This is a genomic window from Sphingomonas sp. MM-1, from assembly GCF_000347675.2.
GTDB lineage: Bacteria > Pseudomonadota > Alphaproteobacteria > Sphingomonadales > Sphingomonadaceae > Sphingomonas_E > Sphingomonas_E fennica.
On sequence record NC_020561.1, the window covers coordinates 2,126,189 to 2,151,115 of the forward strand.

General features: G+C 69.2%; 30 protein-coding genes. 18 read left to right on the forward strand and 12 right to left on the reverse strand.

What is annotated here, in order from left to right; genetic code table 11:
- Positions 1-40: 40 nt before the first annotated feature.
- Complete coding sequence (gene mnmE / locus G432_RS10280; protein ID WP_015458754.1) at positions 41-1,312, reverse strand: tRNA uridine-5-carboxymethylaminomethyl(34) synthesis GTPase MnmE; 1,272 nt, start codon at positions 1,310-1,312, stop codon at positions 41-43.
- A 13-nt stretch (positions 1,313-1,325) separates the two neighbouring features.
- A complete protein-coding gene (locus G432_RS10285; protein ID WP_015458755.1) occupies positions 1,326-1,562 on the reverse strand; it encodes a DUF6489 family protein in 237 nt (78 codons plus the stop codon).
- 63 nt (positions 1,563-1,625) lie between these two features.
- Between G432_RS10285 and G432_RS10290 the strand changes: the two genes are divergently transcribed.
- From G432_RS10290 to G432_RS10300, 3 genes are read left to right on the forward strand one after another with little or no spacing between them, the layout of a single operon-like run.
- Positions 1,626-2,081, forward strand: a complete 456-nt coding sequence (locus G432_RS10290; RefSeq protein WP_015458756.1) for a methylated-DNA--[protein]-cysteine S-methyltransferase — start codon at positions 1,626-1,628, stop codon at positions 2,079-2,081.
- Positions 2,082-2,083: 2 nt separating this feature from the next.
- Positions 2,084-2,779 (forward strand): dienelactone hydrolase family protein, encoded by a 696-nt coding sequence (locus tag G432_RS10295; RefSeq protein ID WP_015458757.1) that lies wholly within the window; start codon positions 2,084-2,086, stop codon positions 2,777-2,779.
- Positions 2,776-3,756: a quinone oxidoreductase family protein gene (locus G432_RS10300; protein ID WP_015458758.1), complete on the forward strand. Its 981-nt coding sequence runs from the start codon at positions 2,776-2,778 to the stop codon at positions 3,754-3,756. The genes G432_RS10295 and G432_RS10300 overlap by 4 nt, the downstream gene beginning before the upstream one ends.
- Positions 3,757-3,798: 42 nt before the next feature.
- On the opposite strand, the gene G432_RS10305 is transcribed toward G432_RS10300, so the two are convergent.
- The 4 genes from G432_RS10305 to hemE all read right to left on the reverse strand — a co-directional run bounded on the left by G432_RS10305 (position 3,799) and on the right by hemE (position 7,558).
- A complete protein-coding gene (locus G432_RS10305) occupies positions 3,799-4,470 on the reverse strand; it encodes a YjbE family putative metal transport protein (RefSeq protein ID WP_015458759.1) in 672 nt (223 codons plus the stop codon).
- Between the two features lie 130 nt (positions 4,471-4,600).
- Positions 4,601-5,857: a transcription termination factor Rho gene (gene rho, locus G432_RS10310; protein WP_015458760.1), complete on the reverse strand. Its 1,257-nt coding sequence runs from the start codon at positions 5,855-5,857 to the stop codon at positions 4,601-4,603.
- Between the two features lie 160 nt (positions 5,858-6,017).
- Positions 6,018-6,485, reverse strand: a complete 468-nt coding sequence (locus G432_RS10315; protein ID WP_015458761.1) for a CopD family protein — start codon at positions 6,483-6,485, stop codon at positions 6,018-6,020.
- Between the two features lie 11 nt (positions 6,486-6,496).
- Complete coding sequence (gene hemE / locus G432_RS10320) at positions 6,497-7,558, reverse strand: uroporphyrinogen decarboxylase (protein ID WP_015458762.1); 1,062 nt, start codon at positions 7,556-7,558, stop codon at positions 6,497-6,499.
- A 312-nt stretch (positions 7,559-7,870) separates the two neighbouring features.
- Here hemE and G432_RS10325 point away from each other — a divergent pair, with 312 nt between their 5' ends.
- From G432_RS10325 to G432_RS10370, 10 genes are all read left to right on the forward strand, one after another.
- Complete coding sequence (locus tag G432_RS10325) at positions 7,871-8,695, forward strand: pyruvate, water dikinase regulatory protein (RefSeq protein ID WP_015458763.1); 825 nt, start codon at positions 7,871-7,873, stop codon at positions 8,693-8,695.
- The gene (locus tag G432_RS10330; protein ID WP_015458764.1) at positions 8,692-9,288 is read left to right on the forward strand and encodes a Maf family protein; all 597 of its coding nucleotides are present in this window, start codon (positions 8,692-8,694) and stop codon (positions 9,286-9,288) included. Before G432_RS10325 ends, G432_RS10330 begins: the two co-directional genes overlap by 4 nt.
- Positions 9,285-10,145, forward strand: coding sequence for a shikimate dehydrogenase (aroE, locus tag G432_RS10335; RefSeq protein ID WP_015458765.1), 861 nt, complete (start codon positions 9,285-9,287; stop codon positions 10,143-10,145). Before G432_RS10330 ends, aroE begins: the two co-directional genes overlap by 4 nt.
- A complete protein-coding gene (gene coaE / locus G432_RS10340; RefSeq protein WP_015458766.1) occupies positions 10,142-10,738 on the forward strand; it encodes a dephospho-CoA kinase in 597 nt (198 codons plus the stop codon). Before aroE ends, coaE begins: the two co-directional genes overlap by 4 nt.
- A gap of 9 nt (positions 10,739-10,747) precedes the next feature.
- On the forward strand, positions 10,748-11,461 hold the full coding sequence (gene dnaQ, locus G432_RS10345; RefSeq protein ID WP_015458767.1) for a DNA polymerase III subunit epsilon: 714 nt from the start codon (positions 10,748-10,750) through the stop codon (positions 11,459-11,461).
- Positions 11,462-11,539: 78 nt separating this feature from the next.
- Positions 11,540-12,127: a ribosome hibernation-promoting factor, HPF/YfiA family gene (gene hpf, locus G432_RS10350; protein ID WP_015458768.1), complete on the forward strand. Its 588-nt coding sequence runs from the start codon at positions 11,540-11,542 to the stop codon at positions 12,125-12,127.
- A 7-nt stretch (positions 12,128-12,134) separates the two neighbouring features.
- Positions 12,135-12,644: a PTS IIA-like nitrogen regulatory protein PtsN gene (gene ptsN / locus G432_RS10355; protein ID WP_015458769.1), complete on the forward strand. Its 510-nt coding sequence runs from the start codon at positions 12,135-12,137 to the stop codon at positions 12,642-12,644.
- Entirely contained in the window at positions 12,634-13,104 is a 471-nt protein-coding gene (locus tag G432_RS10360) for a PaaI family thioesterase (RefSeq protein ID WP_015458770.1), read from the forward strand. The genes ptsN and G432_RS10360 overlap by 11 nt, the downstream gene beginning before the upstream one ends.
- Positions 13,101-13,439 (forward strand): DUF1491 family protein, encoded by a 339-nt coding sequence (locus tag G432_RS10365; RefSeq protein WP_015458771.1) that lies wholly within the window; start codon positions 13,101-13,103, stop codon positions 13,437-13,439. The genes G432_RS10360 and G432_RS10365 overlap by 4 nt, the downstream gene beginning before the upstream one ends.
- 36 nt (positions 13,440-13,475) lie before the next feature.
- A complete protein-coding gene (locus G432_RS10370) occupies positions 13,476-13,961 on the forward strand; it encodes an MmcB family DNA repair protein (RefSeq protein WP_015458772.1) in 486 nt (161 codons plus the stop codon).
- Positions 13,962-14,040: 79 nt separating this feature from the next.
- Here the strand turns inward: G432_RS10370 and G432_RS10375 are convergent, their stop codons facing one another.
- Positions 14,041-14,652, reverse strand: coding sequence for an ankyrin repeat domain-containing protein (locus tag G432_RS10375; RefSeq protein ID WP_015458773.1), 612 nt, complete (start codon positions 14,650-14,652; stop codon positions 14,041-14,043).
- Positions 14,653-14,713: 61 nt separating this feature from the next.
- On the opposite strand from G432_RS10375, the gene G432_RS10380 reads away from it, so the two are divergent.
- Genes G432_RS10380 through G432_RS10390 form a run of 3 tightly spaced genes read left to right on the forward strand, consistent with a single transcriptional unit; the run spans position 14,714 to position 16,435 of the window.
- On the forward strand, positions 14,714-15,310 hold the full coding sequence (locus tag G432_RS10380; RefSeq protein WP_041864875.1) for an SCO family protein: 597 nt from the start codon (positions 14,714-14,716) through the stop codon (positions 15,308-15,310).
- The gene (locus tag G432_RS10385) at positions 15,298-15,738 is read left to right on the forward strand and encodes a YcgN family cysteine cluster protein (protein ID WP_015458775.1); all 441 of its coding nucleotides are present in this window, start codon (positions 15,298-15,300) and stop codon (positions 15,736-15,738) included. Before G432_RS10380 ends, G432_RS10385 begins: the two co-directional genes overlap by 13 nt.
- Positions 15,719-16,435: a M48 family metallopeptidase gene (locus tag G432_RS10390; protein ID WP_015458776.1), complete on the forward strand. Its 717-nt coding sequence runs from the start codon at positions 15,719-15,721 to the stop codon at positions 16,433-16,435. Before G432_RS10385 ends, G432_RS10390 begins: the two co-directional genes overlap by 20 nt.
- Here the strand turns inward: G432_RS10390 and G432_RS10395 are convergent.
- The 5 genes from G432_RS10395 to G432_RS10415 form a co-directional block, all read right to left on the reverse strand.
- Positions 16,411-18,471: a transglycosylase domain-containing protein gene (locus tag G432_RS10395; RefSeq protein ID WP_236626759.1), complete on the reverse strand. Its 2,061-nt coding sequence runs from the start codon at positions 18,469-18,471 to the stop codon at positions 16,411-16,413. The genes G432_RS10390 and G432_RS10395 overlap by 25 nt on opposite strands.
- Before the next feature lie 64 nt (positions 18,472-18,535).
- The gene (gene msrB, locus G432_RS10400; RefSeq protein ID WP_015458778.1) at positions 18,536-18,946 is read right to left on the reverse strand and encodes a peptide-methionine (R)-S-oxide reductase MsrB; all 411 of its coding nucleotides are present in this window, start codon (positions 18,944-18,946) and stop codon (positions 18,536-18,538) included.
- Positions 18,947-18,978: 32 nt separating this feature from the next.
- Positions 18,979-20,073, reverse strand: coding sequence for an NAD(P)/FAD-dependent oxidoreductase (locus G432_RS10405; RefSeq protein ID WP_015458779.1), 1,095 nt, complete (start codon positions 20,071-20,073; stop codon positions 18,979-18,981).
- Positions 20,052-20,747, reverse strand: a complete 696-nt coding sequence (locus G432_RS10410) for a methyltransferase domain-containing protein (protein WP_015458780.1) — start codon at positions 20,745-20,747, stop codon at positions 20,052-20,054. The genes G432_RS10405 and G432_RS10410 overlap by 22 nt, the downstream gene beginning before the upstream one ends.
- Complete coding sequence (locus tag G432_RS10415; RefSeq protein WP_443024281.1) at positions 20,744-21,814, reverse strand: type III polyketide synthase; 1,071 nt, start codon at positions 21,812-21,814, stop codon at positions 20,744-20,746. The genes G432_RS10410 and G432_RS10415 overlap by 4 nt, the downstream gene beginning before the upstream one ends.
- Positions 21,815-22,014: 200 nt before the next feature.
- Here G432_RS10415 and G432_RS10420 point away from each other — a divergent pair, with 200 nt between their 5' ends.
- Positions 22,015-23,532: an aldehyde dehydrogenase gene (locus tag G432_RS10420; RefSeq protein WP_015458782.1), complete on the forward strand. Its 1,518-nt coding sequence runs from the start codon at positions 22,015-22,017 to the stop codon at positions 23,530-23,532.
- On the forward strand, positions 23,529-24,911 hold the full coding sequence (locus tag G432_RS10425) for a glutamine synthetase family protein (RefSeq protein ID WP_015458783.1): 1,383 nt from the start codon (positions 23,529-23,531) through the stop codon (positions 24,909-24,911). Before G432_RS10420 ends, G432_RS10425 begins: the two co-directional genes overlap by 4 nt.
- Positions 24,912-24,927: the final 16 nt, after the last annotated feature.

A 24,927-nucleotide genomic window follows, 5' to 3' on the forward strand; every position in this document is an offset into this window, starting at 1 on the left:
AGCGGCCGGATCAAGTCAAAGCTGTTCCACGTGGAACATGTCATTTGCCGATGCAGAAGCGGCCGAACAGGCCATCCAGCATATCCTCGATTCCCGCCCGCCCGGTGATGCGATCCAGCGCCACCCGCGCCAGCCGCAGCCCCTCCGCAAAGAGCAAGGCATCGGGCGAGGTGGCCAGATGCAGACCCTCCAGAGCTTCCTCCAGCGCGGCCCGCTGCCGCGCATTGACGGCAAGGTCGGCCTCGCGCGGCAGCAAGGCCCGGACATGATCGATCAGCAGATCGCGTAACCGATCCATCCCCTCGCCCGCATGCACCGAAACCGACAGGTCGACACCCACCCTGTGCCCGGTCGCATCGCAGCGCGCGCCGATGCGGATCAGGCCGGGATGGTCGGGCGCCGCGCCGGGATCGCCAAGCCACAGCACGATGTCCGCGCCGGCCAACGCATCCTCCGCGCGGGCCACGCCGATCCGCTCCACGGGATCGTCGCCATCGCGAAGGCCGGCCGTGTCGATCAGCAGGATCGGCTGGCCCGCCAGCACGATCGGCGCTTCGATCACATCCCGCGTCGTGCCCGGAATATCGGTGACGATCGCCGCCTCGCGCCCGGCGAGCGCATTGAACAGCGTCGACTTGCCGGCATTGGGCGGGCCGGCGAGCACGACGCGGACGCCATCCCGCAGCCGCTCCGCCGGGGGCGCGGCAAGCAGGCGGGCGACGCCGGCGGCAACCCCGTCGGCGATCGCGCGGGGCCGTGCCTCATCGGCGTCGACATCCCCCTCGTCGCCGAAATCCAGTATCGCCTCGATCCGGGCGGAAGCCTCCAATATCGCCTGCTGCCACGCCTCGACCTGGCGGCTCAGCGCCCCGCCCGCAATGGCCAGCGCGTGCCGCCGCTGCCCTTCCGTCTCGGCGGCGAGGAGATCGCCGAGGCCCTCCGCCTCGGCAAGGTCGATCACGCCATTGGCGAAGGCCCGGCGGGTGAATTCCCCCGGCTCGGCGGGGCGCAGCCCGTCCATGGCGCCCAGCGCGGCCTGCAGCGCCGCCACCACGGCCCGGCCGCCATGAACGTGAAGCTCCGCCAGATCCTCGCCGGTCGCGGTGCGCGGGCCGGGAAACCACAATATCAGCGCGCGATCCAGCCGATCGCCCCGCCCGTCCACCAGCCAGCGCAGGGCTGCGGTGCGGGGCGCCGGCAAGGGTCCGGCCAGCGCCTCCAGCGCCGCGCCGGCGCGCGGGCCGCTGATCCGGATCACGCCGATCGCCGCGGGCGGCGATCCGCTCGACAAGGCGAAGATCGTGGAAGTCATCCGGCGCGGCGCCTCATTTCTTGCCGGTGCCGCTCATCTGCTCGAACAATTGCCGCCACATGCCCATTCCGGCCTCGCCCATGGGCGCCCAGCTCTGGATCATGCTGGTCAGCGTATCCGGGGTGATGCCGTCCTCGATCGTGCGGCGCATCTTTTCTAGATAGACGTCATGCACGCTGCTAAGATCGGGCAAGCCCATGAAACGGCGGGCTTCCTCGGGCGTGCAATCGACATCGACGCTGATCTTCATATTCGCCGTCTCCTGTTGAGCGAGCGCTATGCATGCTGGTAAAGCGTTCTCGGGAAAGGGTCCATGTCGCACGCAACCTATCTGAGCCCGATCGGACCGATATTCGTCACCGCGCGCGATGCCGCGCTGACCCGCCTGACGATCGGCAAGGCCGGCGGGGATGACCGATCGGATGCGATCATCGACGAGGCGCTGGCCCAGCTCGACGCCTGGTTCGCCGGGCGGCTGGTGGATTTCGATCTGCCGCTCGATCCTCTCACGACGCCACGTGGCGAGGCGCATCGCGCCGCGATGATCGCCATCCCCTATGGCGAAACCCAAAGCTATGGCGAGATCGCGCGGCGCATCGCATCGTCGCCCCGCGCGGTGGGCCAGGCCTGCCGCCGCAACCCCCTGCCGATCATCGTCCCCTGCCATCGCGTGCTCGCCGCCGGCGGCGCGATCGGCCATTATAGCGCCGGAGACGGCGTCCCCACCAAGGCGTGGCTGCTGCAACACGAACGACAACGGAAAGGCTGAACATGGGAAAGACGATCACGATCGAGGCGCTGGACGGCAGCGGCACCTTCAACGCCTATGTCGCGGAGCCCGCCGGCGGATCGCCCAAGGCGGCGGTGGTCGTGATCCAGGAAGTGTTCGGCATCAACGCCGGCATCCGCGACAAGGCGGACAGCCTGGCGAAGGAAGGCTATCTGGCGATCGCGCCGGACCTGTTCTGGCGGCTGGAGCCGGGCATCGAGCTTGATCCCGATACCCAGCTGCAGCAGGCGCTGGACCTGTTCCCCAGATTCGATCAGCAGAAGGGCATCGAGGATATCGAGGCCACCATCCGCACCGCGCGCGCGCTGGTGAATGGCGGCAAGGTGGGCGCCGTCGGCTACTGCCTGGGCGGGCGGCTGGCCTATATGACCGCCGCCCGCACCGATATCGATGCCAGCGTCGGCTATTATGCCGTGGGGATCGACGGGCTGCTCGGCGAAAGCCACGCGATCGCCCGGCCGCTGATGCTGCACATCGCCGGCAATGACGGGTTCGTGCCGCCGGAAGTGCAGAAGAAAATGCACGAGGGGCTGGACAATCATCCGCGCGTGACGCTCTGGGACTATCCCGGCCTCGACCACGGCTTCGCCACCCAGTTCGGCAAGCGCCGCGTGGACGATGCCGCCAGGCTCGCGGATTCGCGGACCTCGGCCTTCTTCGCCGAACATCTCGCATGAGCGGCGCCTGGCGGATCGTGGCCCGCCGCACCGGCGGGCCCGAGGTGCTGGAGCGGGAGGACATCGCGCTTCCCGTCCCCGGCCCCGGTGAGGCGAGGGTCAGGCACGAGGCCGTCGGCGTCAATTTCATCGATACCTATCATCGGGGCGGGCTCTATCCCCTGCCCCTCCCCACCGGCCTCGGCACCGAAGCCGCCGGCATCGTCGAGGCGGTGGGCGAAGGCGCGGACCCGGCATGGGTCGGCCGCCGGGTGGCCTATGTCGCGCAAGCGCCGGGCACCTATGCCACGCATGGCCTGGCGCCCGTGGCGCGCCTCTTTCCGCTGCCCGATGCCGTCTCCGCCGAAACGGCGGCCGCCCTGCTGCTCAAGGGCCTTACCGCCTGGATGCTCGTGGAACGGTGCGCCAGGGTGCAGCCGGGGCAGAGCGTGCTGGTCCATGCCGCCGCCGGTGGCGTGGGATCGGTGCTGGTTCCCTGGCTGAAGGCGGCGGGCGCGACGGTGATCGCCCATGCCGGCAGCGCCGCCAAGGCCGCACGCGCCCGCGACAGCGGCGCGGACCATGCCCTCCACCTCCCCTTCGACCAGCTCGCCGGGGAGGTCCGCGCGCTTACCGGCGGGCGCGGCGTCGATGCGGTGCTGGACGGCGTCGGGGCCGATAGCTGGGCAGCCTCGCTCGCCAGCGTCGCTAAGCGCGGCATCCTCGTCACCTACGGCAATGCCTCCGGCCCCGTGCCGGCGATATCGCCGCTGGACCTGCTGCGCGCGGGATCGATCTTCCTCACCCGGCCGACGCTGTTCGACTATATCGAAACGACGGACGACCGCCGGGCGGGCGGCGAACGTCTGTTCGGGCTGATCGCCGACGGCACGATCCGGGCCGATATCGGCCAGCGCTTCGCCCTCGCGGCGGCGGCCGATGCCCACCGGGCGCTGGAAGCGCGGGCGACGACGGGATCGACGATCCTGATCCCCTGAACGCAAGCCCTTCCCCGGCGGCGCGGGCCACCGGGGAGGGTTTCAGGCGAAGATGCGCATGAGGCCGACGCTGGGGTCGATCCAGCCTTCGTAGATCATCTTGACCGCGACGTAGAGGATCACGAGCAGGCCGACATAGGCGATCCAGCGGAACCGCTCGATATATTTGGCGATGATGTTCGCCGCGACGCCCATCAGCGCCACCGACAGGATCAGGCCGACGATCAGGATGCCGGGATGCTCGCGCGCCGCGCCGGCCACCGCCAGCACATTGTCCAGGCTCATGCTCACGTCCGCCACCGCCACCGCCCAGGCGGCCGCCGCGAAGCTCTTGGCCGGCGCCACGCCCGATCCTTCGTCGCCGGCGATCTCGGGCGATCCGGGGCTGTTCGGGGCGGGATGCAGCTCGCGATACATCTTCCACGATACCCACAGCAGCAGCAGGCCGCCGGCGAAGATCAGCCCGACGATCTGCATCAGCTGGGTCACGACCAGCGCGAAGGCGATGCGCAGCACCAAGGCGGCGATGATGCCGATCATTATCACCTTGCGGCGCTGATCGGCCGGCAGGCCCGCCGCCAGCGCGCCGACGACGATCGCATTGTCGCCTGCCAGCATGATGTCGATCATCAGCACCTGACCGAACGCCGCCAGGGCCGACGGCGAGCCGATGTTCGAAAAATCCGCGACGATGTGATGCCAAAGCTCAAGCATGATGCGTCCTTAGCGGATTCGAAAGTCCGCGCGCCACAGCCTTCCTCCGCCGTGACGCGCCAGACACATTAGGTTTCAAATGCCCGCGCGCGGATCGCGGCGGGGGATGGGGGAAGAACCGTCGATGGCCTTACTGGTTCATCGAATCGAAGAAGTCCTCGTTGGTCTTCGAATCCTTCATCTTGTCGAGCAGGAACTCCATCGCGTCGATCGTGCCCATCTGCATCAGGATGCGGCGCAGCACCCACATCTTGGAAAGCTTGGCCTTGTCGACCAGCAGCTCTTCCTTGCGGGTGCCGGACTTGCCGACGTCCATCGCCGGGAAGATACGCTTGTCGGCAACCTTGCGGTCGAGGACGATTTCCGAATTGCCGGTGCCCTTGAACTCTTCGAAGATCACCTCGTCCATGCGGCTGCCGGTGTCGATCAGCGCGGTGGCGATGATCGAGAGCGAGCCGCCTTCCTCGATATTGCGGGCCGCGCCGAAGAAGCGCTTGGGCCGCTGCAGCGCATTGGCGTCGACGCCGCCGGTCAACACCTTGCCGGAGGACGGGACCACCGTGTTGTAAGCGCGGCCGAGGCGGGTGATCGAATCGAGCAGGATCACCACGTCCTTCTTGTGCTCGACGAGGCGCTTCGCCTTCTCGATCACCATCTCGGCGACCTGGACGTGGCGCTGCGCCGGCTCGTCGAAGGTGGAGGAGATCACCTCGCCCTTCACCGAACGCTGCATGTCAGTGACTTCCTCGGGCCGCTCGTCGATCAGCAGCACGATCAGGAAGACTTCCGGATGATTGTCCGTGATCGCCTTGGCGATGTTCTGGAGCAGCACGGTCTTGCCGACGCGCGGCGGCGCCACGATCAGCGCGCGCTGGCCCTTGCCCTGCGGCGCGACGATGTCGATCACCCGGGCCGACTTGTCCTTGACCGTCGGGTCCTGCGGATCGAGCGTCAGCTTCTGCTCGGGATAGAGCGGGGTGAGGTTGTCGAAATTGACGCGATGGCGGACGACGTCGGGATCGTCGAAATTGACCGATACGAGCCGCGTGAGCGCGAAATAGCGTTCGCCGTCCTTCGGGCCCCGGATCTCGCCTTCCACCGTGTCACCGGTCCTCAGGCCGAATTTGCGGACCTGATTGGGCGAGACGTAGATATCGTCGGGACCGGCCAGATAATTGGCCTCCGGGCTGCGCAGGAAGCCGAAGCCGTCGGGCAGCACCTCGATGGTGCCCAGCCCCATGATCTGCTCGCCATTTTCGGCCTGCACCTTCAGGATCGCGAACATCAGATCCTGCTTGCGCAGCGTCGATGCGCCCTCGACGCCCAATTCCTCGGCCATGCCGACGAGTTCGGCGGGGGTTTTCTTCTTCAAATCCTTGAGGTGCATCGGATATTCCCGGGCAGGAAGCGCTGGAGGCGCGCAAGACGTAAGAATGATCAGGAAAATGGCCTAACACGGACGGCAGGCCTCGGTTCCGCGCGGTAAAGCAAGGCGGTGATTCAAGTCAAGCAGGCAGCGTCCGATTCAGCCGGAGCCGGCGGCCCGATCAGAAGGGCCGCACGATCACCAGGATCACGATCACCGCGGTGGCGATGCCGGGGATCTCGTTCATGATGCGCAGCGGCTTGTCGCTTGCCGGGCGGAAGCCGTCGGCCATTTTCCTGGCATAGCCGATCATCCAGCCATGATAGGCCGAAAGGCCCAGCACGGCCGCCAGCTTCGCGTGGAACCAGCCTTCCTGGAAGGCGCCGACATTGACGGCCAGCGCCAGCCCGATCACCCAGACGATGATCATCGAAGGGTTGATGATGATCTTGCGCAGCCGATCCTCGCGATTGATCCACAGCCTGTCCTCGGCCGATCCCGGCGGCACGGGCTGGTGGTAGACCAGGAAGCGCGGCAGCATGAACAGGCCCGCCATCCAGAAGATCACGAAGATCAGGTGGGCGGCCTTCACCCACGGATAGGCCGCGCCCATGAAACCGATTCCGGGAAGCAGGCTGGCGATGTCCATGGCGGCAAGCTCTAGCGTGACCTGAGGAGCGCGAGCAAGCGTTCGACATGCGCGATCGGCGCATCGGGCAATATGCCATGGCCGAGGTTGAAGACATGCGGCCGCCCGGCCAGCGCTGCGCGGATCGCGGCCACCGCCTCGTCCAGCGCCTCGCCGCCGGTGATCAGCGCCAGCGGATCGAGATTGCCCTGCACGGGAAGCCCCTCCGGCAGGCTGCGATGCGCCCAGTGCGGATCGACGGTTTCGTCGAGGCCGAGCGCGTCGACCCCGGTTTCGCGGGCATAGGCCGGCAATTTGCCGCCCGCGCCCTTCGGAAAGCCGATGATCGGCGTATGGGGATGGCGGGCCCGGAGCGCCTCGACGATGGCGACGGTGGGCGCGATCACCCAGCGTTCGAACTGGGCGGGGGCAAGGCTGCCGGCCCAGCTGTCGAAAAGCTGGACGGCATCGACCCCGGCCGCGATCTGCCCGGAAAGATAATCCACCGTCGCCGCCACGATCGCGTCGATGATCGCCTGGAAGGCGGCGGGATCGCGATAGGCCAGCCGGCGGGCTTCGGCCTGCTCCCGGCTCCCCTGCCCCGCCACCATGTAGGTCGCGACCGTCCAGGGCGAGCCCGCGAAGCCGAGGAAGGTGGTCGCGGCCGGAAGCTGCGCGCGGACCAGCCGCACGGTTTCGTAGACCGGATCGAGCCGTTCGGGCACCGCCGCCAGCCCGCCCAGCGCATGATCGACCAGCCGGGGGGCAAGCCTCGGCCCCTCGCCCGCCTCGAACCACAGGTTCTGGCCCAGCGCATGCGGGATGACGAGGATGTCGGAAAACAGGATCGCGCCGTCGAATCCGAAGCGGCGGATCGGCTGGAGGGTCACCTCGGCCGCGGCGGCGCTGTCGTTCACCAGCTCGAGGAACCCGCCTTTCTCGGCCCGGAGCGCGCGATATTCGGGAAGATAGCGGCCGGCCTGGCGCATCAGCCAGACGGGGGGTGGATCGCGCCTTTCCCCGCGCAGTACGGCGAGAAGGGGGCGATCTTGCGCCAGCGCGGCGTCGCGCGGCGTCGCGGGTTCGGACTCCATAACTATCCAATCTTAAGAATCTTAGAGATTCTGTAGAAGATTGTAGGGCGGTGGCAAACCGGGGTTAATTTCCTGGCCCCGATTCCGCCAACAGCTTGACTCGGCTGACTCATATCGATTCCCCGCAGAGTCGTTGAATCGCTCCCCGTTATCCACAGGCACCGATTCCGCTGGATAGCCTGTGGAGGAATCGCTGAATCGAGTCAGAATGGCGGGCATGGAATCCTCCGCTTGAATCCATGCCCAGCTTCACGCTAGCGCCATCCCCATGGTTTTCCACAGGGCTGTGCCCACAGATCGCCGGGGGGCGCTATGATCCGGCTCCATTTACATCTCCTCTCCGATTCCACGGGCGAGACGCTGGAGAATATCGCCAAGGCCGGCCTCGCCCAGTTCGACGGGGTGGAGACGATCAAGCATTTCTGGCCGATGGTGCGATCGGAAGGGCATCTCGATCGCGTGCTGGTCGAGATCGCGCAGCGACCCGGCCTCGTCATCTTCACCTTGGTCAATCACGAGGTGCGCCAGCGGCTGGAAACGCGCTGCCACGCGCTGGGCCTGCCGACGGTTTCGGCGCTGGACCCGGTGATCGAGGCGCTTTCGCGCGTGCTGGGGCAGGAGGCGATGGAGCGGCCCGGCCGCCAGCACATGCTGGACGCCGCCTATTTCGCCCGCGTCGAGGCGATCCAGTTCACCATCGCCCATGACGACGGCATCGCCGCCGAGGATTGGGAGGAGGCCGATGTCGTGCTGGCCGGCGTCTCGCGATCGTCGAAGACGCCGACCGCCATCTATCTCGCCAATCGCGGCTACAAGGTCGCCAATATCCCGCTGGTGCCGGAATCGCCGCCGCCGGCCTCCCTGTTCCGGCTGAAGCAGCCGCTGGTCGTGGGCCTCACCACCAGCCCGGACCGGCTCGTCCAGATCCGGCGCAACCGCCTGCTCTCGCTCAACCAGGCGCCGGAAACGCCTTATGTCGATCAGGAGGCGGTGGCGGCCGAGCTGGCCTTCGCCCGGCGGATATTCTCGGACAATGGCTGGCCGGTGATCGACGTCACCCGCCGGTCGATCGAGGAAACGGCGGCCGCGATCATCAATCTCGTCAACGAACGGCGCAAGCCGGAGAATGGGGAATGACGCTGATCCTCGCCTCGCAATCCGCCGCGCGCCGCGCGATGCTGTCCGATGCCGGCGTGCCGCATGACGCCATGGCGCCGGGGGTCGACGAGGATGCCGCGAAACAGGCGCTGCGGGCCGAGGGCAATGATGCCCGCCGCATGGCCGATGCGCTGGCGGAGCTCAAGGCGCTCAAATTGTCCCGCCGTTTCCCGGAGGCGCTGGTGCTGGGGTGCGACCAGACATTGGCGGCGGCCGACGGCGCGATGTTCGACAAGCCCGAGACCCGCGACGAGGCCGCGGCTCAGCTCCGCGCGCTGCGCGGCACCACCCACCGGCTGATCAGCGCGGCGGTGATCTGCCTGGGCGGCGAGCCGATCTGGCGCCACGTCGATGTCGCCAAGCTCGCCATGCGCGATTTTTCGGACGGCTGGCTGGAAACCTATCTCGACGCCGAATGGCCGGCGATCGCGGGGTGCGTGGGCGGCTATCGCCTGGAAGGGCTCGGCGCGCAGCTCTTCGCGCGGATCGACGGCAGCTATTTCACCGTGCTCGGCCTGCCGCTGCTGCCGCTGCTCGATTATCTGCGCGTTCGTGGAGTGCTGGGATCGTGACCGCCGCCGCCATTCCCCATGCCGAGGTGATCGGCGATCCGATCGCGCACAGCAAATCGCCGCTGATCCACGGCTTCTGGCTGGAAAGGCTGGGGATTGCCGGCCGCTACGGCAAGAGCCTGGTGCATGGGCCGGATCTCGGCGCCTTCCTCAAGGGCCGGCGGCAGGATGCCCTGTGGCGCGGCTGCAACGTCACCGTGCCGCACAAGCAGGCGGTGATGCCCTTCCTCGACCGGATCGATCCGGTCGCCCGGCGGATCGGCGCGGTGAACACGGTCGTCCATGACGGCGATCACCTCGTCGGCCACAATACCGATGCGGCCGGCTTCCTCGAACCGCTGCTGCCGCTGCTCGCCACCCGCCATCTCTACCGCATGGCCCGCATCCTCGGCGCGGGCGGCGCGGCGCGCGCGGTGGCGCATGCGCTGGCCGGCGAAGGCTTCACCCTGGTGATCGCCGCGCGCAAGCTGGAACAGGCCGAGGCGCTGGCGGCCGAGATCGAGGGCGTCGACACCCATGTCGCCACGCTCGATCATTTCGCCCGGCCCACCGATTTCGCCTTCGACGATCGCGAGGGCATCCTCGATATCGTCGTCAACACGACCCCGCTGGGCATGACCGGCCAGCCCCCCCTGCCCTTCGATTACAGCCATGTCCCGCCCGGCGCGCTGATCTACGATATCGTCTATGCGCCGCTGGAAACCGCCCTGCTCGGCGAAGCGCGCGCGCGCGGGCTCGTCGTCGTCGATGGCCTCGCCATGCTGATCGGCCAGGCGGCGGCGGCGTTCCGGCTTTTCTTCGGCCAGCCGGCGCCGCGCCAATATGATGCCGAATTGCGGGCGCTGCTCACGGCATGAAGATATTGGGCCTCACCGGATCGATCGGCATGGGCAAGTCCACCGTCGCGGCCATGTTCCGCGCCGAAGGCGTGCCGGTGTTCGATGCCGATGCCGAGGTGCACCGGCTGCAGGGGCCGGGCAGCCCGCTCCTCCCGGAGATCGAGGCGCTCCATCCGGGGACCACGCATCCCGATCGCGGCGTCGATCGCGCCGCGCTGCGCAAGGCGGTGTGGGGGAATGACGAGGCGCTCGGCCGGCTGGAACATATCCTCTACCCGGCCCTGCACAAGGTGCGGCGGCGCTTCCTGCTGCGCCATCGCGCCCGGCCTCTGGTGGTGCTGGACATACCTTTGCTGTTCGAAAAGGGCGGCTGGCGCAAGGTGGATGCCATCGCCGTGGTCTCCGCCCCGGCCTGGGTCCAGCGCCGCCGCGTGCTGGCGCGGCCCGGCATGACGGCCGGCCAGCTCGGCCATATTTTGTCACTCCAGACGCCAGACGCCGAAAAGCGGCGGCGGGCGGACTTCATTATCGATACGGGGGGGACACTCACCGTAACGAGAGCACAGGTTCGCCGTGTGATCGCTTGCCTCAGCCGTTCGGGAGGCCGATAACAGACTCAAATGCGTGAGATCGTCTTCGACACCGAAACCACCGGGTTCAATCCAGCGGATGGGCATCGCCTCGTCGAAATCGGCTGTGTGGAGCTGGTGAACCGGGTCGAGACCGGCCGCACCTTCCATGCCTATTTCAACCCCGGCCGGGCGATGCCCGCCGAGGCCGAGGCCGTCCACGGCCTTTCCGACAGGTTCCTGTCCGACAAGCCCTTCTTCCCGGATGGGGTGCGGGAGCTGCTGGAATTTCTGGGCGATGCGCCGCTGGTGGCGCACAATGCCACGTTCGACTTCACCTTCCTCAATGCGGAACTGGGTTGGTGCGGCCATGACGCCATCTGCCTGACCCGCATGGTCGATACGCTGGCCCTGGCCCGGCAGAAGCATCCCGGCGCCAAGCATTCGCTCGATGCGCTCTGCTCGCGCTACGGCATCGATCGCAGCCATCGCGTCAAGCATGGCGCGCTGCTCGACGCCCAGCTTCTCGCCCAGCTTTATGTCGAGCTTACCGGCGGCAGGCAGATCGGCCTGTCGCTTCGCAACGAACCGGCGGCGGATGCGTCGTCGGACGTACGCGCCGTGCCGATCCTGGAACGGCGCGTGGCCCGGCCGCTGCGGCCGGCAAGGCCGCACGCCCCCAGCGAGGAGGAAATCATCCGCCATCAGGCGTTTGTCTCCAAGCTGAGCAACCCGCTCTGGGAAAGCGCCGGGCCGCCCGGTTGACCGGGCAGAAGACCGGGCCTAAGGCGCGGCCGCTCCCGAACCACGGTGCGGTCGCACAGACTAATCGGAGGTGAAGCCATGGAAATCCGCGTTTCGGGTCATCAGGTCGACACCGGCGATGCGCTGCGCGCGCATGTCGAGGAACGGCTGCAGGGCATCGCCGACAAATATTTCTCGCGCAGCCTGTCGGCGCAGGTCACGTTCGGAAAAGGGCCTCACGACAACGGTTTTTCCTGCGATATCATCGCGCACGTCATGCAGGGCGTGATCCTGAAGGGATCGGGCCAGGCGATGGAGGCCCATCCGGCCTTCGATCTGGCGGCCGACAAGATCGAAACGCAGCTTCGCCGCTACATGCGCCGCCTGAAGGATCGCCACAGCAGCGGCGCCGGCGCCGTTAACGGCGTGGAATATGATGCCGGCTATACCGTCTTCGATGCCGGTGACGAGGAAACCGAGGCGGATAATCCGGTGGTGATCGCCGAAACCCGCGTCGACGTGCCCGAAACCAGCGTCTCCGATGCGGTGATGATGCTCGATCTGCGCAACACCACCGCGCTCCTGTTCCGCAACAGCGGCACGGGCGCCTATAACATGGTCTATCGCCGCACCGATGGAACGATCGGCTGGGTTGAACCCCAACGGGCGGTTTCAGCGGGAAATTGATCCTATCGTGAACAATGAAGTGAATGCGGTGGCGGGGCTCGCCCGGGCGCCTGACGATCTGAGCGATCTGCTGGCGCCCGAGGCGATCCTGGCGACCCTGCCCGTGCCCAACAAGAAGGTGCTGTTCCAGCAGCTCGGTTCGATCGCGGCGAAGCTCGCCGGGCTCGATGCCAAGCAGGTGGTGGAACGGCTGGCCGAACGCGAACGCCTGGGCTCCACCGGCTTCGGCGGCGGCGTGGCCATTCCGCACGGCAAGATCGACGGGCTCGATCGGGTGGTGGGCGCGTTCGTGCGCCTGGCCGCCCCGATCGATTTCGCCGCGATCGATGACATGCCGGTCGATCTCGTCTTCCTGCTGCTGTCGCCGCCCGATGCCGGGGTCGAGCATCTGAAGGCGCTCGCGCGGGTCAGCCGCCGGCTGCGCGATCGCGCCTTCGTCGCCAAGCTGCGCGGCGCGGGCTCGGAAGACGCGCTCTATGCGCTGTTCGCGACCGGCGAGGCGCGCAATGCCGCCTGAGGATGCCGTGGCGGAACATCCGGGGGAAGCGCATTTCCGCGCCCTGGAATCGCTCTACGCCGCGGCGCCGATCAACCAGATCTTCCATTCCCGGCTCGAGATCGTCGAGCCCGGCTTCGCGCGCATCCGCTTCAAGGTGGATGAAAGCGTCCACCATGCCGCCGGCGCGGTGCACGGCACCACCTATTTCAAGATGCTGGACGATGCCGCCTTCTACGCCGCCAACAGCCTGGTGGCGGAGCATTTCCTGCTGACCACCGCCTTCAACCTCTATTTCACCCGGCCGATCCTGGGGGGCGAGCTGGTGGCCGAGGGCAAGTGGATCAGCGGCCGCCGCCGCGTGCTGGTGGCCGAGGCCCGGCTGGTCGATGCCGATGGCGAGGAGGCCGCGCGTGGCACCGGCACCTTCATGCGATCGCGCATCCCGCTCGCCGAGCTGCCCGGCTACCGCCTGCCATGACGGCGCGGCTGGCGGCCGGGGTCCTCGTATCGGCGCTGATCCGCCGGGTCGAGGCCACGGGCGGCAGCGGCATGGTGCTGGCCAGGGGCGATCCGGTTTCGGGCGCGATCCTGCTGGTGATCCTCGATCGCGGGAGGACGCTGGCGGTGCTCCAGCGCACGCTCGATGCCGAAGGCCGCTATCGCTGGGCGGAAACCGGCCCCGCGGACCCGGATGCCCCCGGCGTGCTCGCCGATTATATCGCCCGGCAGCGGCGGTTCGATCCCGATCTCTGGGCCGTCGAGCTGGACGGGCCGGACGCACGCGCCATCGCCGATGAGATGACGGGCGGCTGACCTTGGATTTGTTCCCGTGATGTTCTAGAAAGCGGCATGGCCGCCACAGCCGAATCCTGTTTCGACGATATGCCGCTGGTCGCGCGCGACGTGGCGCGCGGCGTTTCCCGCCTGCTCTTCCGGCAGGACAGCTATGCCCTGTGCGAGGTGCCGCTGGCCAATGGCCGCCGCGCGGACCTGTTCGCGATCGATGCCAAAGGCGGCATCACCATCGTCGAGATCAAGGTTTCCCGCGCCGATCTGCGCGGCGACTGCAAGTGGCAGGAATATCTGGATTATTGCGATCGCTTCTTCTGGGCGGTGCCCCAGGGATTCGATCTCTCGCCCTTCGATGAACCCGGCTTCCTGCCCGAGACGGCCGGGCTGATCGTGGCCGATCGCTACGATGCCGCCGTGATGCGCGATGCCGCCCACCGGCCGATGCCGGCGCCCCGGCGCAAGGCGGAAACGCTGCGCTTCGCCCGGCGCGGCGCGCTCAGGATGCTGGGCGCGCTCGATCCGGGGCTGGCGGGCATGGATTAGGGCGATCTCGCCGCGATCGGCATCGATCGCCGGCCGGGAAATCGCGAACGCAAGAACGCCCGCGCCCGGCCACCCGCTACTACAGGGTCGGGCCGGCGACGGGGCCCTTGGGCTTGGTGCCCTTCGCGTCCTCGATCATCTTCAGGATGATGTCCGACCGCCCGTCCTGCCGGGCATAATCGCGGGCCGACATGCCGGCGATGCGATCGGGCATGCTGGCGTCGGCGCCCGCCGCCAGCAGCAGCCGCACCGATGCGACGTCGCGATTCTGGACGGCGATGATCAGTGGCGATTCGCCCCGGCTGTTGGTGGCGTTCACGTCGCCCTTGCCGGCGATCAGCGTCTGGATGCCGTCGGCGAAGCGCAGCTGGGCGGCGGCGATCATCGGCGTATTGCCCTCGCCGTCGCGGATATTGGGGTTGGCGCCCTTGGAAAGGAGGAAGTTGAGCCAGGTCGCGTCCCGCCGCTTCACCACGATATGGAGCGCGGTGTCGCCGGACGTCGTCTCCTTGGTGTTGATGATGGTCGATCCGGGCTTTTCGACCATCTCGGTCACGACATTGCCGTCCCGGTCGCGCACCGCCTTCAGAAACTTGTAGGAATCCGAAAATTGGGCCGCCGCGGGCGTCGCCGCGATCATCATGGCGGCCGCCGCCGCCACCCATCGACCCCAAAAGCCAGAACCCCGCATAACCACTCGTCCTGTCCTGCCGGCGCACGCGCCTCACTTGCACTCGGGCCAATAGCAAAGCATGGCTGGTCATGCCATGAACAAAGCCCGTCTCGCCGCCATCCTGCTGCCCCTGCTGTTCGCCGCCTGCCAGGCGCCGCCCGGCGAGGCGCCGCTGGCCGGCGCCCGCATCGGCGGCCCCTTCACCCTCACCAGCCAGACCGGCGCGAAGGTCAGCGACACCCAATTCGCCGGCAAATACCGGCTGATCTATTTCGGCTACAGCTATTGCCCGGATGTCTGTCCGGTCGATCTGCAGAAGCTGATGCAGGGCCTTGCGCGGCTGGAGAAGAGCGATCCGGCGAAGGCCGCCAGGATCCAGCCGATCTTCATCACCGTCGATCCCGCGCGCGATACGCCCGCGGTGCTGGCGCAATATGTCCCGGCCTTCCACCCGCGCCTGATCGGCCTTACCGGCACGGAGGCGGAAATCGCCGCCGTGGCCAAGGAATATGCGATATATTATCGCAAGGCCGATGGCGGCACGGCCGATGCCTATCTGGTGGATCACGCCCGGCAGGCGACCTTGTTCGGCCCCAAGGGCGAGCCGATCGCCCTGATTCCGCAGGAAGGAACGCCCGATGAGATCGCGGCGGAGCTGGCGAAATGGGTGAGCTGAAACCCTTCTGGGAAACCACGCCGCTCGACCGCATGAGCCGGGACCAGTGGGAATCGCTCTGCGACGGCTGCGGCAAATGCTGCGTCCACAAGCTGGAGGATGACGATACCGGGGAATTATTCCCCACCAACATCGCCTGCCGCCTGCTCGACCGGCGCAGCGGCCAGTGCCGGGACTATAAGCATCGCCGGGCCTATGTGCCCGAATGCGTGCGGCTCACGCCCACCCTGCTCCGCAAGATCGACTGGCTGCCGTCGACCTGCGCCTATCGCCTGGTGGACGAGGGCAAGCCCTTGCCCGAATGGCATTATCTGGTCTGCGGCGATCGCGAGGCGGTGCACCGGGCCGGCGAATCCGTGCGCGGCTGGACGGTTTCGGAAGACGAAGCGGGCGATTACGAGAATCATATTGTCGATCGACTCCTCTGATCCCGTCTTCACCGGCGGGGGGCGGACACGGCGGCTGGAGGTGCGGCGCATGGCGCAGGCGCGCGCGCTCAGGCTCGCCATCGATCCGCGCGACGGCGCCGTGCGGCTGACGCTGCCGAAGCGCGCCGCCCTGCGCCACGCGCTGGACTGGGTGGAATCGAAGCGGGACTGGATCGAGGCGGCCCTGGCCCGCCTGCCGGCGGCGGTGCCGATCGTCGCCGGCGGCGAGGCGCCGTTCGAAGGCCGGCTGCGCCTGATCGACTGGCGCGAAGGCGCCCCGCGCGCGGTGCGGCTGGAGGAGGATCGCTTCGTGCTGGGCGGGCCGGCCGATACGATCGCCGCCCGCCTGCTGCGCTGGATGCGGGCGGAGGCGCTCATCCGGCTCGATCGCGAAACGCGCGCCATGGCGGACGGCGCCGGCGTCTCGATCGCGCGGGTGGCGGTGGGGGATCCCCGCACGCGCTGGGGAAGCTGCTCGGCCACGGGCGACATACGCTATAGCTGGCGGCTGGTGCTGGCGCCGGTCGAGGTCCGCGAGGCGACGGTGGCGCATGAGGTGGCGCACCGGCTGCACATGGATCACAGCCCCGCCTTCCACGCCGCCGTCCGCCGCCTGCTCGGCCGCGATCCCGCGCCAGAGCGTGCCTGGCTGCGCGCCAACGGCGCCGCGCTTTACTGGTTGGGCCGGGTCGGCTGAGGCGGCCGCTCGCCGCGCGGCGAGCGGCCCAGGGCATTGTCGAGCCAACGATCGTCCAGCCGCTCCTCGGGCGCGGCCGGCTGCTGCGCGTCCTCCGGTTCGGGGGCGGGGGGGGCCGGCTGGGCGTCGGGCTCGGGCGCCACCGGCATGCCGTTCTCGTCCACGAAGCCCTCGGTCGGCTCGCCATAATAGGCTTCGGCGTCAGGCTCGAGCTGCCAGTCGGGCAGCGTCACCTCGGTATCGAATTTCTCGATCGGGCGGTTGGCCACCGCCACCTTCATGAAATCGCGGAAGGCGGTGGCGGGCGCGCGGCCGCCCTGCAGGCCGCCGACCGGCTTGGCATCGTCGCGGCCCATCCACACGCCGGTGGTGATCCCGCTCGAAAAGCCGAGGAACCAGCCGTCCTTGTTCGACGATGTCGTGCCCGTCTTGCCGGCGACGGGCCGGTCGATCTGCGCGGCGCGGGCCGTGCCGGTGTTGACCGCCGTCTGGAGAAGATCGGTCATCTGCGCGGCGACATAGGGCGCCACCAGCACGCGCTGGTCGTCGGGCTGATGCTCATACAGCACCTCGCCATTGCCGGCCGTCACCTTGATGATGCCGTAAGGCACCACCGCCACGCCCTTGCGGCTGACGGCGGCGAAGGCGCGGGTCATGTCGATCAGCCGCACGTCGGAGGTGCCGAGCACCATCGAGGGGTGGGTGTTGATCGGCGTGGTGATGCCGAAGCGGCGGGCCATGTCCGCCACGGTGGAAAAGCCCACCTCCTGCCCCAGCTTCGCCGCGACCGTGTTGATCGAGAAGGCGAAGGCGGTGCGGATGTCGATCTCGCCGGCATAGCGGCGGTTCGAATTGCGGGGGCTCCAGCCGTTGATGTCGATCGGCTCGTCGACCACGATGTCCTTGGGCGTGTGCCCGGCCTCGAGCGCGGCCAGATAGACGAACAGCTTGAACGCCGATCCCGGCTGGCGCACCGCCTGGGTGGCGCGGTTGTAGATCGACGACACATAATCCTTGCCGCCCACCATCGCGCGCACCGCGCCGTCCTGGTCCAGCGATACCAGCGCGCCCTGCAGCCCTTCGGGCGTGTTCGCGCGGATCGCCGCGTCGGCGGCGCGCTGCATGTTGATGTCCAGCGTCGTCCACACGTCGATCGGCTGCACCGTCTCCTCGATCATCGTGTCGAGCTGGGCGAGCGCCCAATCGGTGAAGTAGCGGACGCTGTTCTGCTTCGGCTCGGGCGCGAGCTTGACGTTCATGGGATCGGCGGCGGCCATTTCGGCCGGCGTGATCATGCCCTGCTCGCGCATCAGGCCGAGGACGACGGAGGCGCGGCCCACGGCGGCCTCGGCATCGGCGGTCGGCGAATAATTGGACGGCGCCTTCACCAGCCCGGCGATGATCGCCGCCTCGCCCAGGCTCAGGTCCGTGCCGGGATGGCCGAAGAATTTGCGGCTGGCCGCGTCGATGCCATAGGCCCCGCCGCCGAAATAGACGCGGTTCAGGTATAGCTCGAGGATCTCGTCCTTCGAGAATTTGCGCTCCATCGCCAGCGCGAGGATCCATTCGCGGAACTTGCGGCCGAAGGTGCGGGTGTTGGTGAGGAAGATGTTGCGGGCGAGCTGCTGGGTGATCGTCGATCCGCCCTGCGCCCAGCGCCCGCGCTCGACGCGCACCATCACCGAACGGATCATGCCGATCGGATCGATGCCGGGGTGCAGGCGGAAGCGCCGGTCCTCGGTGGCGACCATCGCATCCTTCATCGCCTGCGGGATGCGGTCATAGGGGATCCACTGGCCGTAGCTCGGCCCCATCGACACGATCACGGTGCCGTCGGCGGCGTGGACGCGGATCATCTGCCCGTTGGGCGAGGATTGCAGCTCCTGATAGCCCGGCAGGGTCGATCGCGTGACGAGCACCGCGACCACCAGCGCCGCGAACGCGGCAAGGCCCGCGAAGAAGCCATATTTGGCCACCTTCACGGTCGCGCCCCAGATCGGGCCTCTTTGCGGTCGGGGACGCTTCCTGGATGCCATCTTCGCTGTGGGGGATTAGAGCCTATCCGGTCCCGCCACAAGCCGGGATGGGCCGAAGCGTTGTTCAGCCGCCATGGCCCCTGGAACGGCCCCTGAAGTCCAGCGACACGCTGTTGATGCAGAATCGCAGGCCATCGGGGCCGGGGCCGTCGGGGAACAGGTGGCCCAGATGCCCGTCGCAGCGCGCGCAGCGCACCTCCACCCGGCGCATGCCGTGGCTGTCGTCGGCATGCTCGGTCACCGCGTCGGGGTTGAAGGGGTGGGTGAAGCTGGGCCAGCCGCTGCCCGAATCGAACTTGGCGTCGCTGTCGAACAGCACCGCCCCGCAGCCGGCGCAGCGATAGGTGCCGGGGGCCTTGTTGTCGGTCAGCAGCCCGGTGAAGGCGCGTTCGGTGCCGGCCTCGCGCAGCACATGATATTGCTGCGGGGTCAGCCGTTTCCGCCATTCCTGCTCGGACAGGTCGAGTCGCTCCATGGCGGGAAATGTGGAAGCCGGCCGGTGGGCGGTCAATGGCCGACGCGGGTGAGGCGCGCGGCCAGCGCCGCCGCGCCGGGCAGGGCGGCGGCGCGGAGCAGTAGCGCGCGGTGCGGGCCTTCGGCGAGTCGGCGGATCGCGCCGGCGATGGCGATCGGCCGGCGGGTGCGGGCGGCCAGCGCGCGGGCATGGTCCGCGGGCGACCGGCCGGCCAGGAAGGCGCGCGCGGCGATCGCGCCGCTGGCGAGCGCGATGGCGATGCCGTCGCCGGCCAATGAGGCGATGACGGCGGCCTGATCGCCCACGCGGTAGAGCGCCTCCTCTGCGCCGAGGGGCTGTTGCCACCCATAGGGCACCGCCGCGATCGCCTGCCAGGCTTCGCCGGTCGCCGCCGCCCCGCCGATGCGCGCGGCGAAACGGGGGGAGGCGGCGGCCAGCGCGGCGATCAGGCGGGCCGGGTTCCCGTCCGCCTCCGCCAGCCGCGATCGGGCGACGGAAAGGCACAGATTCACGCTGCCGTCCTCCTGCACCAGCAGGCCGGCATAGCCGCGATCGAACAGATGAAGCTCGATCCGGCCGGCAAGATCGGGGTCGGCCGGCAGCACGGTGCGCAGGCCGACGGCGGGATCGGCGCCCGGCGCGGGGCGGGGCCGGGGGCTGCCGCGCAGGTCGTGCTTGCCGGTGGCGAGGAAGACGGCCGGCGCGGCGATGGCGCTGCCGTCGTCGAGGCGGACGATGGCGCCGCCTCCGGGCCGGTCCTCGATCGCGCGGGCGGCCCGGCCGGTTTCGACGATCGCGCCGAGCGCCAGGGCGCGATCGCGCAGCGCGGCGTCGAGCGTGGCGCGCGACAGGCCGGCGGCGGCGAAGGGCAGGCGGCGTTCGACCATATGGCCGTGGGCGACGATGCGGAGGCGGTGGATCGGCCGCGCGCCCAGCGCCGGGGCATCGATGCCGAGCGCGGCGAGGGCGGCCAGCGCATCGCCGCCGAGGAAGCCGCCGCACACCACCGGCCGGGGCGTTGCCGCGCGCTCGATCAGCAGCGGCGGCCGGCCGGCGGCGGCGAGCGTTATCGCGGTGGCCGCGCCCGCCGGCCCGCCGCCGACGATCAGCGCATCCGTTCGACGCATAGCCGGAAGGGGAAGCGGCGGACGATGCGGGCGCCGTCTATCCCCGCCTCCGCCAGGATCGCCCGCCATTCGGCCGGGCGGAAGGCGCGCGCGATCGAAAGCCGGCCGTCCGCCGCGACGATCGGGTGCCAGCGCATCAGGGCGGCGAGCAGGGGGAAGCCGGCATGGGCGAAGCCGTGGCGGTGGAGGTCGTTGACCAGCCAGCCGGCCCGCGCCTCGGCCTCCATGAAGCGCAGGAAGGCGCGCAGCTGCGCATCCGTCATATGATGGGCGACGAGGCTGGAGACGATGAAGTCGAAGCCCGCGCCGGCAAGGTCGGCATAGTCGCCGGTGCGATAGTCGATGGCGGCGCCGATGCCGGCCGGCGTCGCCGCGCGGGCGGCGGGCGCGCTGTTGGGGTTGAGGTCCACGCCGACGAGATCGGCGGCGATCCCGCGCCGGGCCGCCCAGCGGGCGATGCGGCGCAGCATGTCCCCCTCGCCGAAGCCGACGTCGAGCAGGCGGAAGCGATCGCGGCCGCGCAGGCCCCGCGCGAGGAAGGACAAGGTGGGCCGGGCGGCGAAGGTGACGCGGTTGACCTGGGCGAGATCGGCGAGGACGGCCGCATAATCGGCCGCCGGCAGGCTGGGATCGTCCATCCGCTCCTCGGTCCGGGCGCGGATGGCGAGGCTCATGCCGCGCGCCCGAAGCCGAAGCCCTCGGCGGCGAGGCCGGGGCCGAAGGCGAGCGCCACGCCCGGCCCCTCGGCCCCGGCGGCGAGCAGGTCGGCCAGCACGAACATCAGCGTCGCGGAAGACATGTTGCCGAAGCGCCGCAGCACCGATCGCGACCCTTCCAGCGCCCCGCCGGCGAGGCCGAGGCCATGTTCCACCGCGTCGAGTATGGATCGGCCGCCGGCATGGACCGCCCAGGCGGCGACGGCGGCGGGATCGGCGCCGGCGGTGAGGGCGGCGCGGAAGCCGGGATCGGCGAGCGCCGTCGCGATGCGGCCGGGCACCTCGCCCGAAAGGTGCATGGCGAAGCCGTGATCGCCGATCCGCCAGCGGATCAGCCCGGCCGAATCGGGCAGCGTGGCGGCGAAGAAGCGATCGAGCGTAAGCCCCGGCCCCTCGGCCGTGACGAGGGCGGCGGCCGCGCCGTCGCCGAACTGGAGCATGGCCAGCAGCGCCTCCAGCTCGTCGGCGGGCTGGAGGTGGAGGCTGGAAAGCTCCACCGTCACCACCAGCACGCGCGCCGCCGGCTGCGACCGGGCGATATGATGGGCGACGCGCAGCGCCGCGACCGCCGCATAGCAGCCCATGAATCCCACCAGCGTCCGCTCGATCCCGCCGTCCAGCCCCAGCCGTTCGGCGATGATCTGGTCGATGCCCGGCGCGGTGAAGCCGGTGCAGCTTGCGACGACGAGGTGGGTGATGCCGTCCAGCCCCGTCCTGCGGCCGAGCGCGGCGACGGCTTCCAGCGCGAGCGCGGGGGCGGCGCTGGCGTAAAAGTCCATGCGGGCGCCGGTGCCGGGCATGCCGGCCGCGTAGAAGCCGCCGGGATCGACCGGCGATCCGCCGTCCGTGCCGTGCGGCAGGATCGACCAGCGATGGTCGATGCCCGATCGCGCCGCCATGCGCCGGAAGAGCGCGCCTTCGCGCGTCCCCAGCCGCGCCTCGGCCCAGCCCTGGAAGGCGGCGTGGATATCGTGATCGGGAACCGCGGTGCCGATGGCGGTGATACGGGCACAGGATCGATCCAAGGGCGGCATCCCGCAATGCGCCGCGCCTGCCGCGCGACGGGCAGGATATAGTGTCTCCCAAGGGGCAGGACAACGCCGCCGCCAAAGTCGCGCCGCGCGACTCGGGGGCCTAGGGGGAAGCGGATTTTGGCGGCTTCCCGTGCCGCCCGCCGCCGCTTATGGTGGGGCGGGGATTTGGAGGGCAGGATCGTGAGGGATCTGTGACGGAGCGCCCGACACCCGGCCTGACCGATAATCTGGCGCGGATCGCCGGCCTGGCGCCGCCGTCGCTCGCGGTGATCGACGGGGAGCTGCGGCCGGCGCGGGCCGGCGGCACCTTCGCCAACCTCTCCCCCCGCGACGGCAGCCTGATCGCGGAGGTGGCGTCGGGCGGGGCCGCCGATATCGACATCGCCGTGGCCGCCGCGCGGCGCGCTTATGCGGACGGGCGCTGGCGCAACCTGCCGCCGCGCGACCGCAAGCGCATCCTGCACGCCCTGGCCGATCTGATGGAGGCCCATGCCGAGGAGCTGGCGCTGCTGGAGACGCTGGATACCGGCAAGCCGATCCACGATGCCCGCGCGATCGATATCCCGCTCGCCACCGGCACCGCGCGTTATTATGCCGAGGCGGTCGACAAGCTCTATGGCGAGGTGGGGCCGCACCATCCGGCGCGGCTGTCCTATGCGGTGCATGAGCCGCTGGGCGTGATCGGCGCGATCGTGCCGTGGAACTTCCCGCTGCACATGGCGCTGTGGAAGGTGGCGCCGGCGCTGGCGATGGGCAATTCGGTGGTGCTGAAGCCGGCCGAGCAATCGCCGATGACGGCGATCCGCCTGGGCGAGCTGGCGCTGGAGGCGGGGCTGCCGGCGGGCGTGCTGAACGTGGTGCCCGGCCTGGGCGGGACGGCGGGCAAGGCGTTGGCGCTCCACATGGATGTGGACATGATCGCCTTCACCGGATCGGGCGCGGTCGGCCGGCTGCTGATGGGCTATGCCGGCCAGAGCAACCTGAAGCGGGTGAGCCTGGAGCTGGGCGGCAAATCCCCCCAGATCGTCTTTCCCGACTGCCTGGACATGGAAGCCGCCGCGCAATCGGCGGCGTGGAGCATCTTCTTCAACCAGGGGCAGGTGTGCACCGCCGCCTCGCGCCTGCTGGTGCATGAATCGATCCGTGGCCCGTTCCTCGATGCGGTGATCGCCGTCGCGCGGAAGATCGCGGTGGGCGATCCGCTCGATCCCGCCACCCGCTTCGGCGCGATGGTGAGCGCGGAGCAGATGGAGCGCGCGCTGGCCTATATCGCCACGGCCGGGGCGGAGGGCGCCGATCTGGTGCTGGGCGGCGGCCGGGCGCGGGCGGAAAGCGGCGGATTCTATGTGGAGCCCACCATCTTCGATCGCGTCGCCCCCGATGCGACGCTGGCGCGCGAGGAGGTGTTCGGCCCGGTGCTGGGCGTGATCGGCTTTGCCGGCGAGGCGGAAGCCTATGCCATCGCCAATGACAGCGTCTATGGCCTCGCCGCCGGGGTGTGGACCGCCGATGTCGATCGCGCCCACCGCGCGACGCGGGCGCTGAAGGCCGGCCTCGTCTGGGTGAACGGCTGGGATGCGTGCGACATCACCATGCCCTTCGGCGGCTTCCGGCAATCGGGCTTCGGCCGGGATCGCAGCCTGCACGCGATGGAGAAATATGCCGATCTGAAGGCGGTGAGCTTCACTATCCGGGGAGGGGCCGTTTGAACCGGGCGCCGCCCGCCGGCTTCGTCGCCGATCCGGCGGAGCTTGCCGCTTTCCTGGCGGCCCATCCGCAGGTCGCGCTGTTCGAGATCCTCTATACCGGCCTTTCCGGCGTGCCGCGCGGCAAGAGGGTGCGGCGGCACGAAATGGCGCCGGTCTACGATTATGGGCGCTTCCTGCCGGGGTCGATCCAGGTGGTGGACATCACCGGGCGCGATTGCGAGGAGACGGGCCTGGTCTGGGATGATGGCGATGCCGACCGGCGGGCCAGGCCGGTGCCCGGCGGCATCGTGCCCGCCCCCTGGCTGGGCGCGGACGTGGCGCAGGTGACCTGCTCGCTTCACGAGCTGGACGGCACGGTCTGCGCGCTCGATCCCAGGGCGATATTGCAGCGGGTGATCGATCGGTTCGCCGCCGACGGGCTGACGCCGGTGGTGGCGTGCGAGCTGGAATTCTACCTGATCGACGGCCGGCGCGGGCGCGACGGCGCGATCCGCCTGCCGCGCGGCGCGGGCATGGGCGTGGAGGTCTATGGCCTGCCGCAGCTTGAGGAAGCGTCCCCCTTCCTGCGCGATCTGTGGGCGGCCTGCGACGCGCAGGGGATTCCGCTGGAAGGGGCCATATCCGAATGCGCGCCGGGCCAGCTCGAACTCACGCTGCGCCATCGGGCGGATGCCCTGCGCGCGGCCGACGATGCCGTCGCCTATAAGCGCGCGGCCAAGGGCGTGGCGCGGGCGCATGGCTGCGATGCGACCTTCATGGCCAAGCCCTGGGCGGACCGGGCGGGAAGCGGCCTCCACCTCCATCTCAGCATCGCGGATGCGGCGGGGACGAACCTGTTCGCGGCGGACGATCCGGCGGGCACGCCGATGCTGCGCCACGCGATCGGCGGCATGCTGGCGCTGATGGCGGAAAGCGTGGCGATCCTCGCCCCCAATGCCAACAGCTATCGCCGCTTCCGCCCCAACAGCTACGCGCCCACCGCGCCCACTTGGGGAATCAACAACCGCACCGTGGCGCTGCGCGTGCCGGCGGGCCCGGCGCCGACGCGGCATATCGAGCATCGCGTCGCCGGGGCGGATGCCAATCCCTATCTGGCGGTGGCGGCGCTGCTGGCGGCGGCGCATCACGGCATCAGCCGGGGGATCGATCCCGGCCCGCCCGTCACCGGCGATGGCTATGCCGCGGCGGCCGGCGCGGGATCGCGGCTGCCGGGCGACTGGTTCGATGCGCTGCGCCTGTTCGATCGGTCGGCGATCCTGCGCGATTATCTGGGCGATCGGACGGTGGACATGTTCGCCACCGTCAAGCGGACCGAGCAGGAACGCTTCCACGAACATGTCACGGCGCTTGATTACGACTGGTATCTGCATAACGCGTGAAACCGGCGGAAACCGG

Excerpts from the sequence above, each read along its gene's own strand:
- G432_RS10370 (WP_015458772.1), top strand. The coding sequence starts at position 13,476 with ATGGCCGCCACAGCCGAATCCTGTTTCGACGATATGCCGCTGGTCGCG.
- G432_RS10360 (WP_015458770.1), top strand. The coding sequence starts at position 12,634 with ATGCCGCCTGAGGATGCCGTGGCGGAACATCCGGGGGAAGCGCATTTC.
- G432_RS10395 (WP_236626759.1), bottom strand. The coding sequence starts at position 18,471 with ATGGCATCCAGGAAGCGTCCCCGACCGCAAAGAGGCCCGATCTGGGGC.
- G432_RS10290 (WP_015458756.1), top strand. The coding sequence starts at position 1,626 with ATGTCGCACGCAACCTATCTGAGCCCGATCGGACCGATATTCGTCACC.
- G432_RS10315 (WP_015458761.1), bottom strand. The coding sequence starts at position 6,485 with ATGGACATCGCCAGCCTGCTTCCCGGAATCGGTTTCATGGGCGCGGCC.
- G432_RS10285 (WP_015458755.1), bottom strand. The coding sequence starts at position 1,562 with ATGAAGATCAGCGTCGATGTCGATTGCACGCCCGAGGAAGCCCGCCGT.
- G432_RS10330 (WP_015458764.1), top strand. The coding sequence starts at position 8,692 with ATGACGCTGATCCTCGCCTCGCAATCCGCCGCGCGCCGCGCGATGCTG.
- hemE (WP_015458762.1), bottom strand. The coding sequence starts at position 7,558 with ATGGAGTCCGAACCCGCGACGCCGCGCGACGCCGCGCTGGCGCAAGAT.
- G432_RS10380 (WP_041864875.1), top strand. The coding sequence starts at position 14,714 with ATGGCTGGTCATGCCATGAACAAAGCCCGTCTCGCCGCCATCCTGCTG.
- coaE (WP_015458766.1), top strand. The coding sequence starts at position 10,142 with ATGAAGATATTGGGCCTCACCGGATCGATCGGCATGGGCAAGTCCACC.
- G432_RS10300 (WP_015458758.1), top strand. The coding sequence starts at position 2,776 with ATGAGCGGCGCCTGGCGGATCGTGGCCCGCCGCACCGGCGGGCCCGAG.
- G432_RS10385 (WP_015458775.1), top strand. The coding sequence starts at position 15,298 with ATGGGTGAGCTGAAACCCTTCTGGGAAACCACGCCGCTCGACCGCATG.
- G432_RS10410 (WP_015458780.1), bottom strand. The coding sequence starts at position 20,747 with ATGAGCCTCGCCATCCGCGCCCGGACCGAGGAGCGGATGGACGATCCC.
- G432_RS10375 (WP_015458773.1), bottom strand. The coding sequence starts at position 14,652 with ATGCGGGGTTCTGGCTTTTGGGGTCGATGGGTGGCGGCGGCGGCCGCC.
- G432_RS10295 (WP_015458757.1), top strand. The coding sequence starts at position 2,084 with ATGGGAAAGACGATCACGATCGAGGCGCTGGACGGCAGCGGCACCTTC.
- hpf (WP_015458768.1), top strand. The coding sequence starts at position 11,540 with ATGGAAATCCGCGTTTCGGGTCATCAGGTCGACACCGGCGATGCGCTG.
- G432_RS10305 (WP_015458759.1), bottom strand. The coding sequence starts at position 4,470 with ATGCTTGAGCTTTGGCATCACATCGTCGCGGATTTTTCGAACATCGGC.
- G432_RS10405 (WP_015458779.1), bottom strand. The coding sequence starts at position 20,073 with ATGCGTCGAACGGATGCGCTGATCGTCGGCGGCGGGCCGGCGGGCGCG.
- rho (WP_015458760.1), bottom strand. The coding sequence starts at position 5,857 with ATGCACCTCAAGGATTTGAAGAAGAAAACCCCCGCCGAACTCGTCGGC.
- msrB (WP_015458778.1), bottom strand. The coding sequence starts at position 18,946 with ATGGAGCGACTCGACCTGTCCGAGCAGGAATGGCGGAAACGGCTGACC.
- mnmE (WP_015458754.1), bottom strand. The coding sequence starts at position 1,312 with ATGACTTCCACGATCTTCGCCTTGTCGAGCGGATCGCCGCCCGCGGCG.
- dnaQ (WP_015458767.1), top strand. The coding sequence starts at position 10,748 with ATGCGTGAGATCGTCTTCGACACCGAAACCACCGGGTTCAATCCAGCG.
- G432_RS10325 (WP_015458763.1), top strand. The coding sequence starts at position 7,871 with ATGATCCGGCTCCATTTACATCTCCTCTCCGATTCCACGGGCGAGACG.
- G432_RS10365 (WP_015458771.1), top strand. The coding sequence starts at position 13,101 with ATGACGGCGCGGCTGGCGGCCGGGGTCCTCGTATCGGCGCTGATCCGC.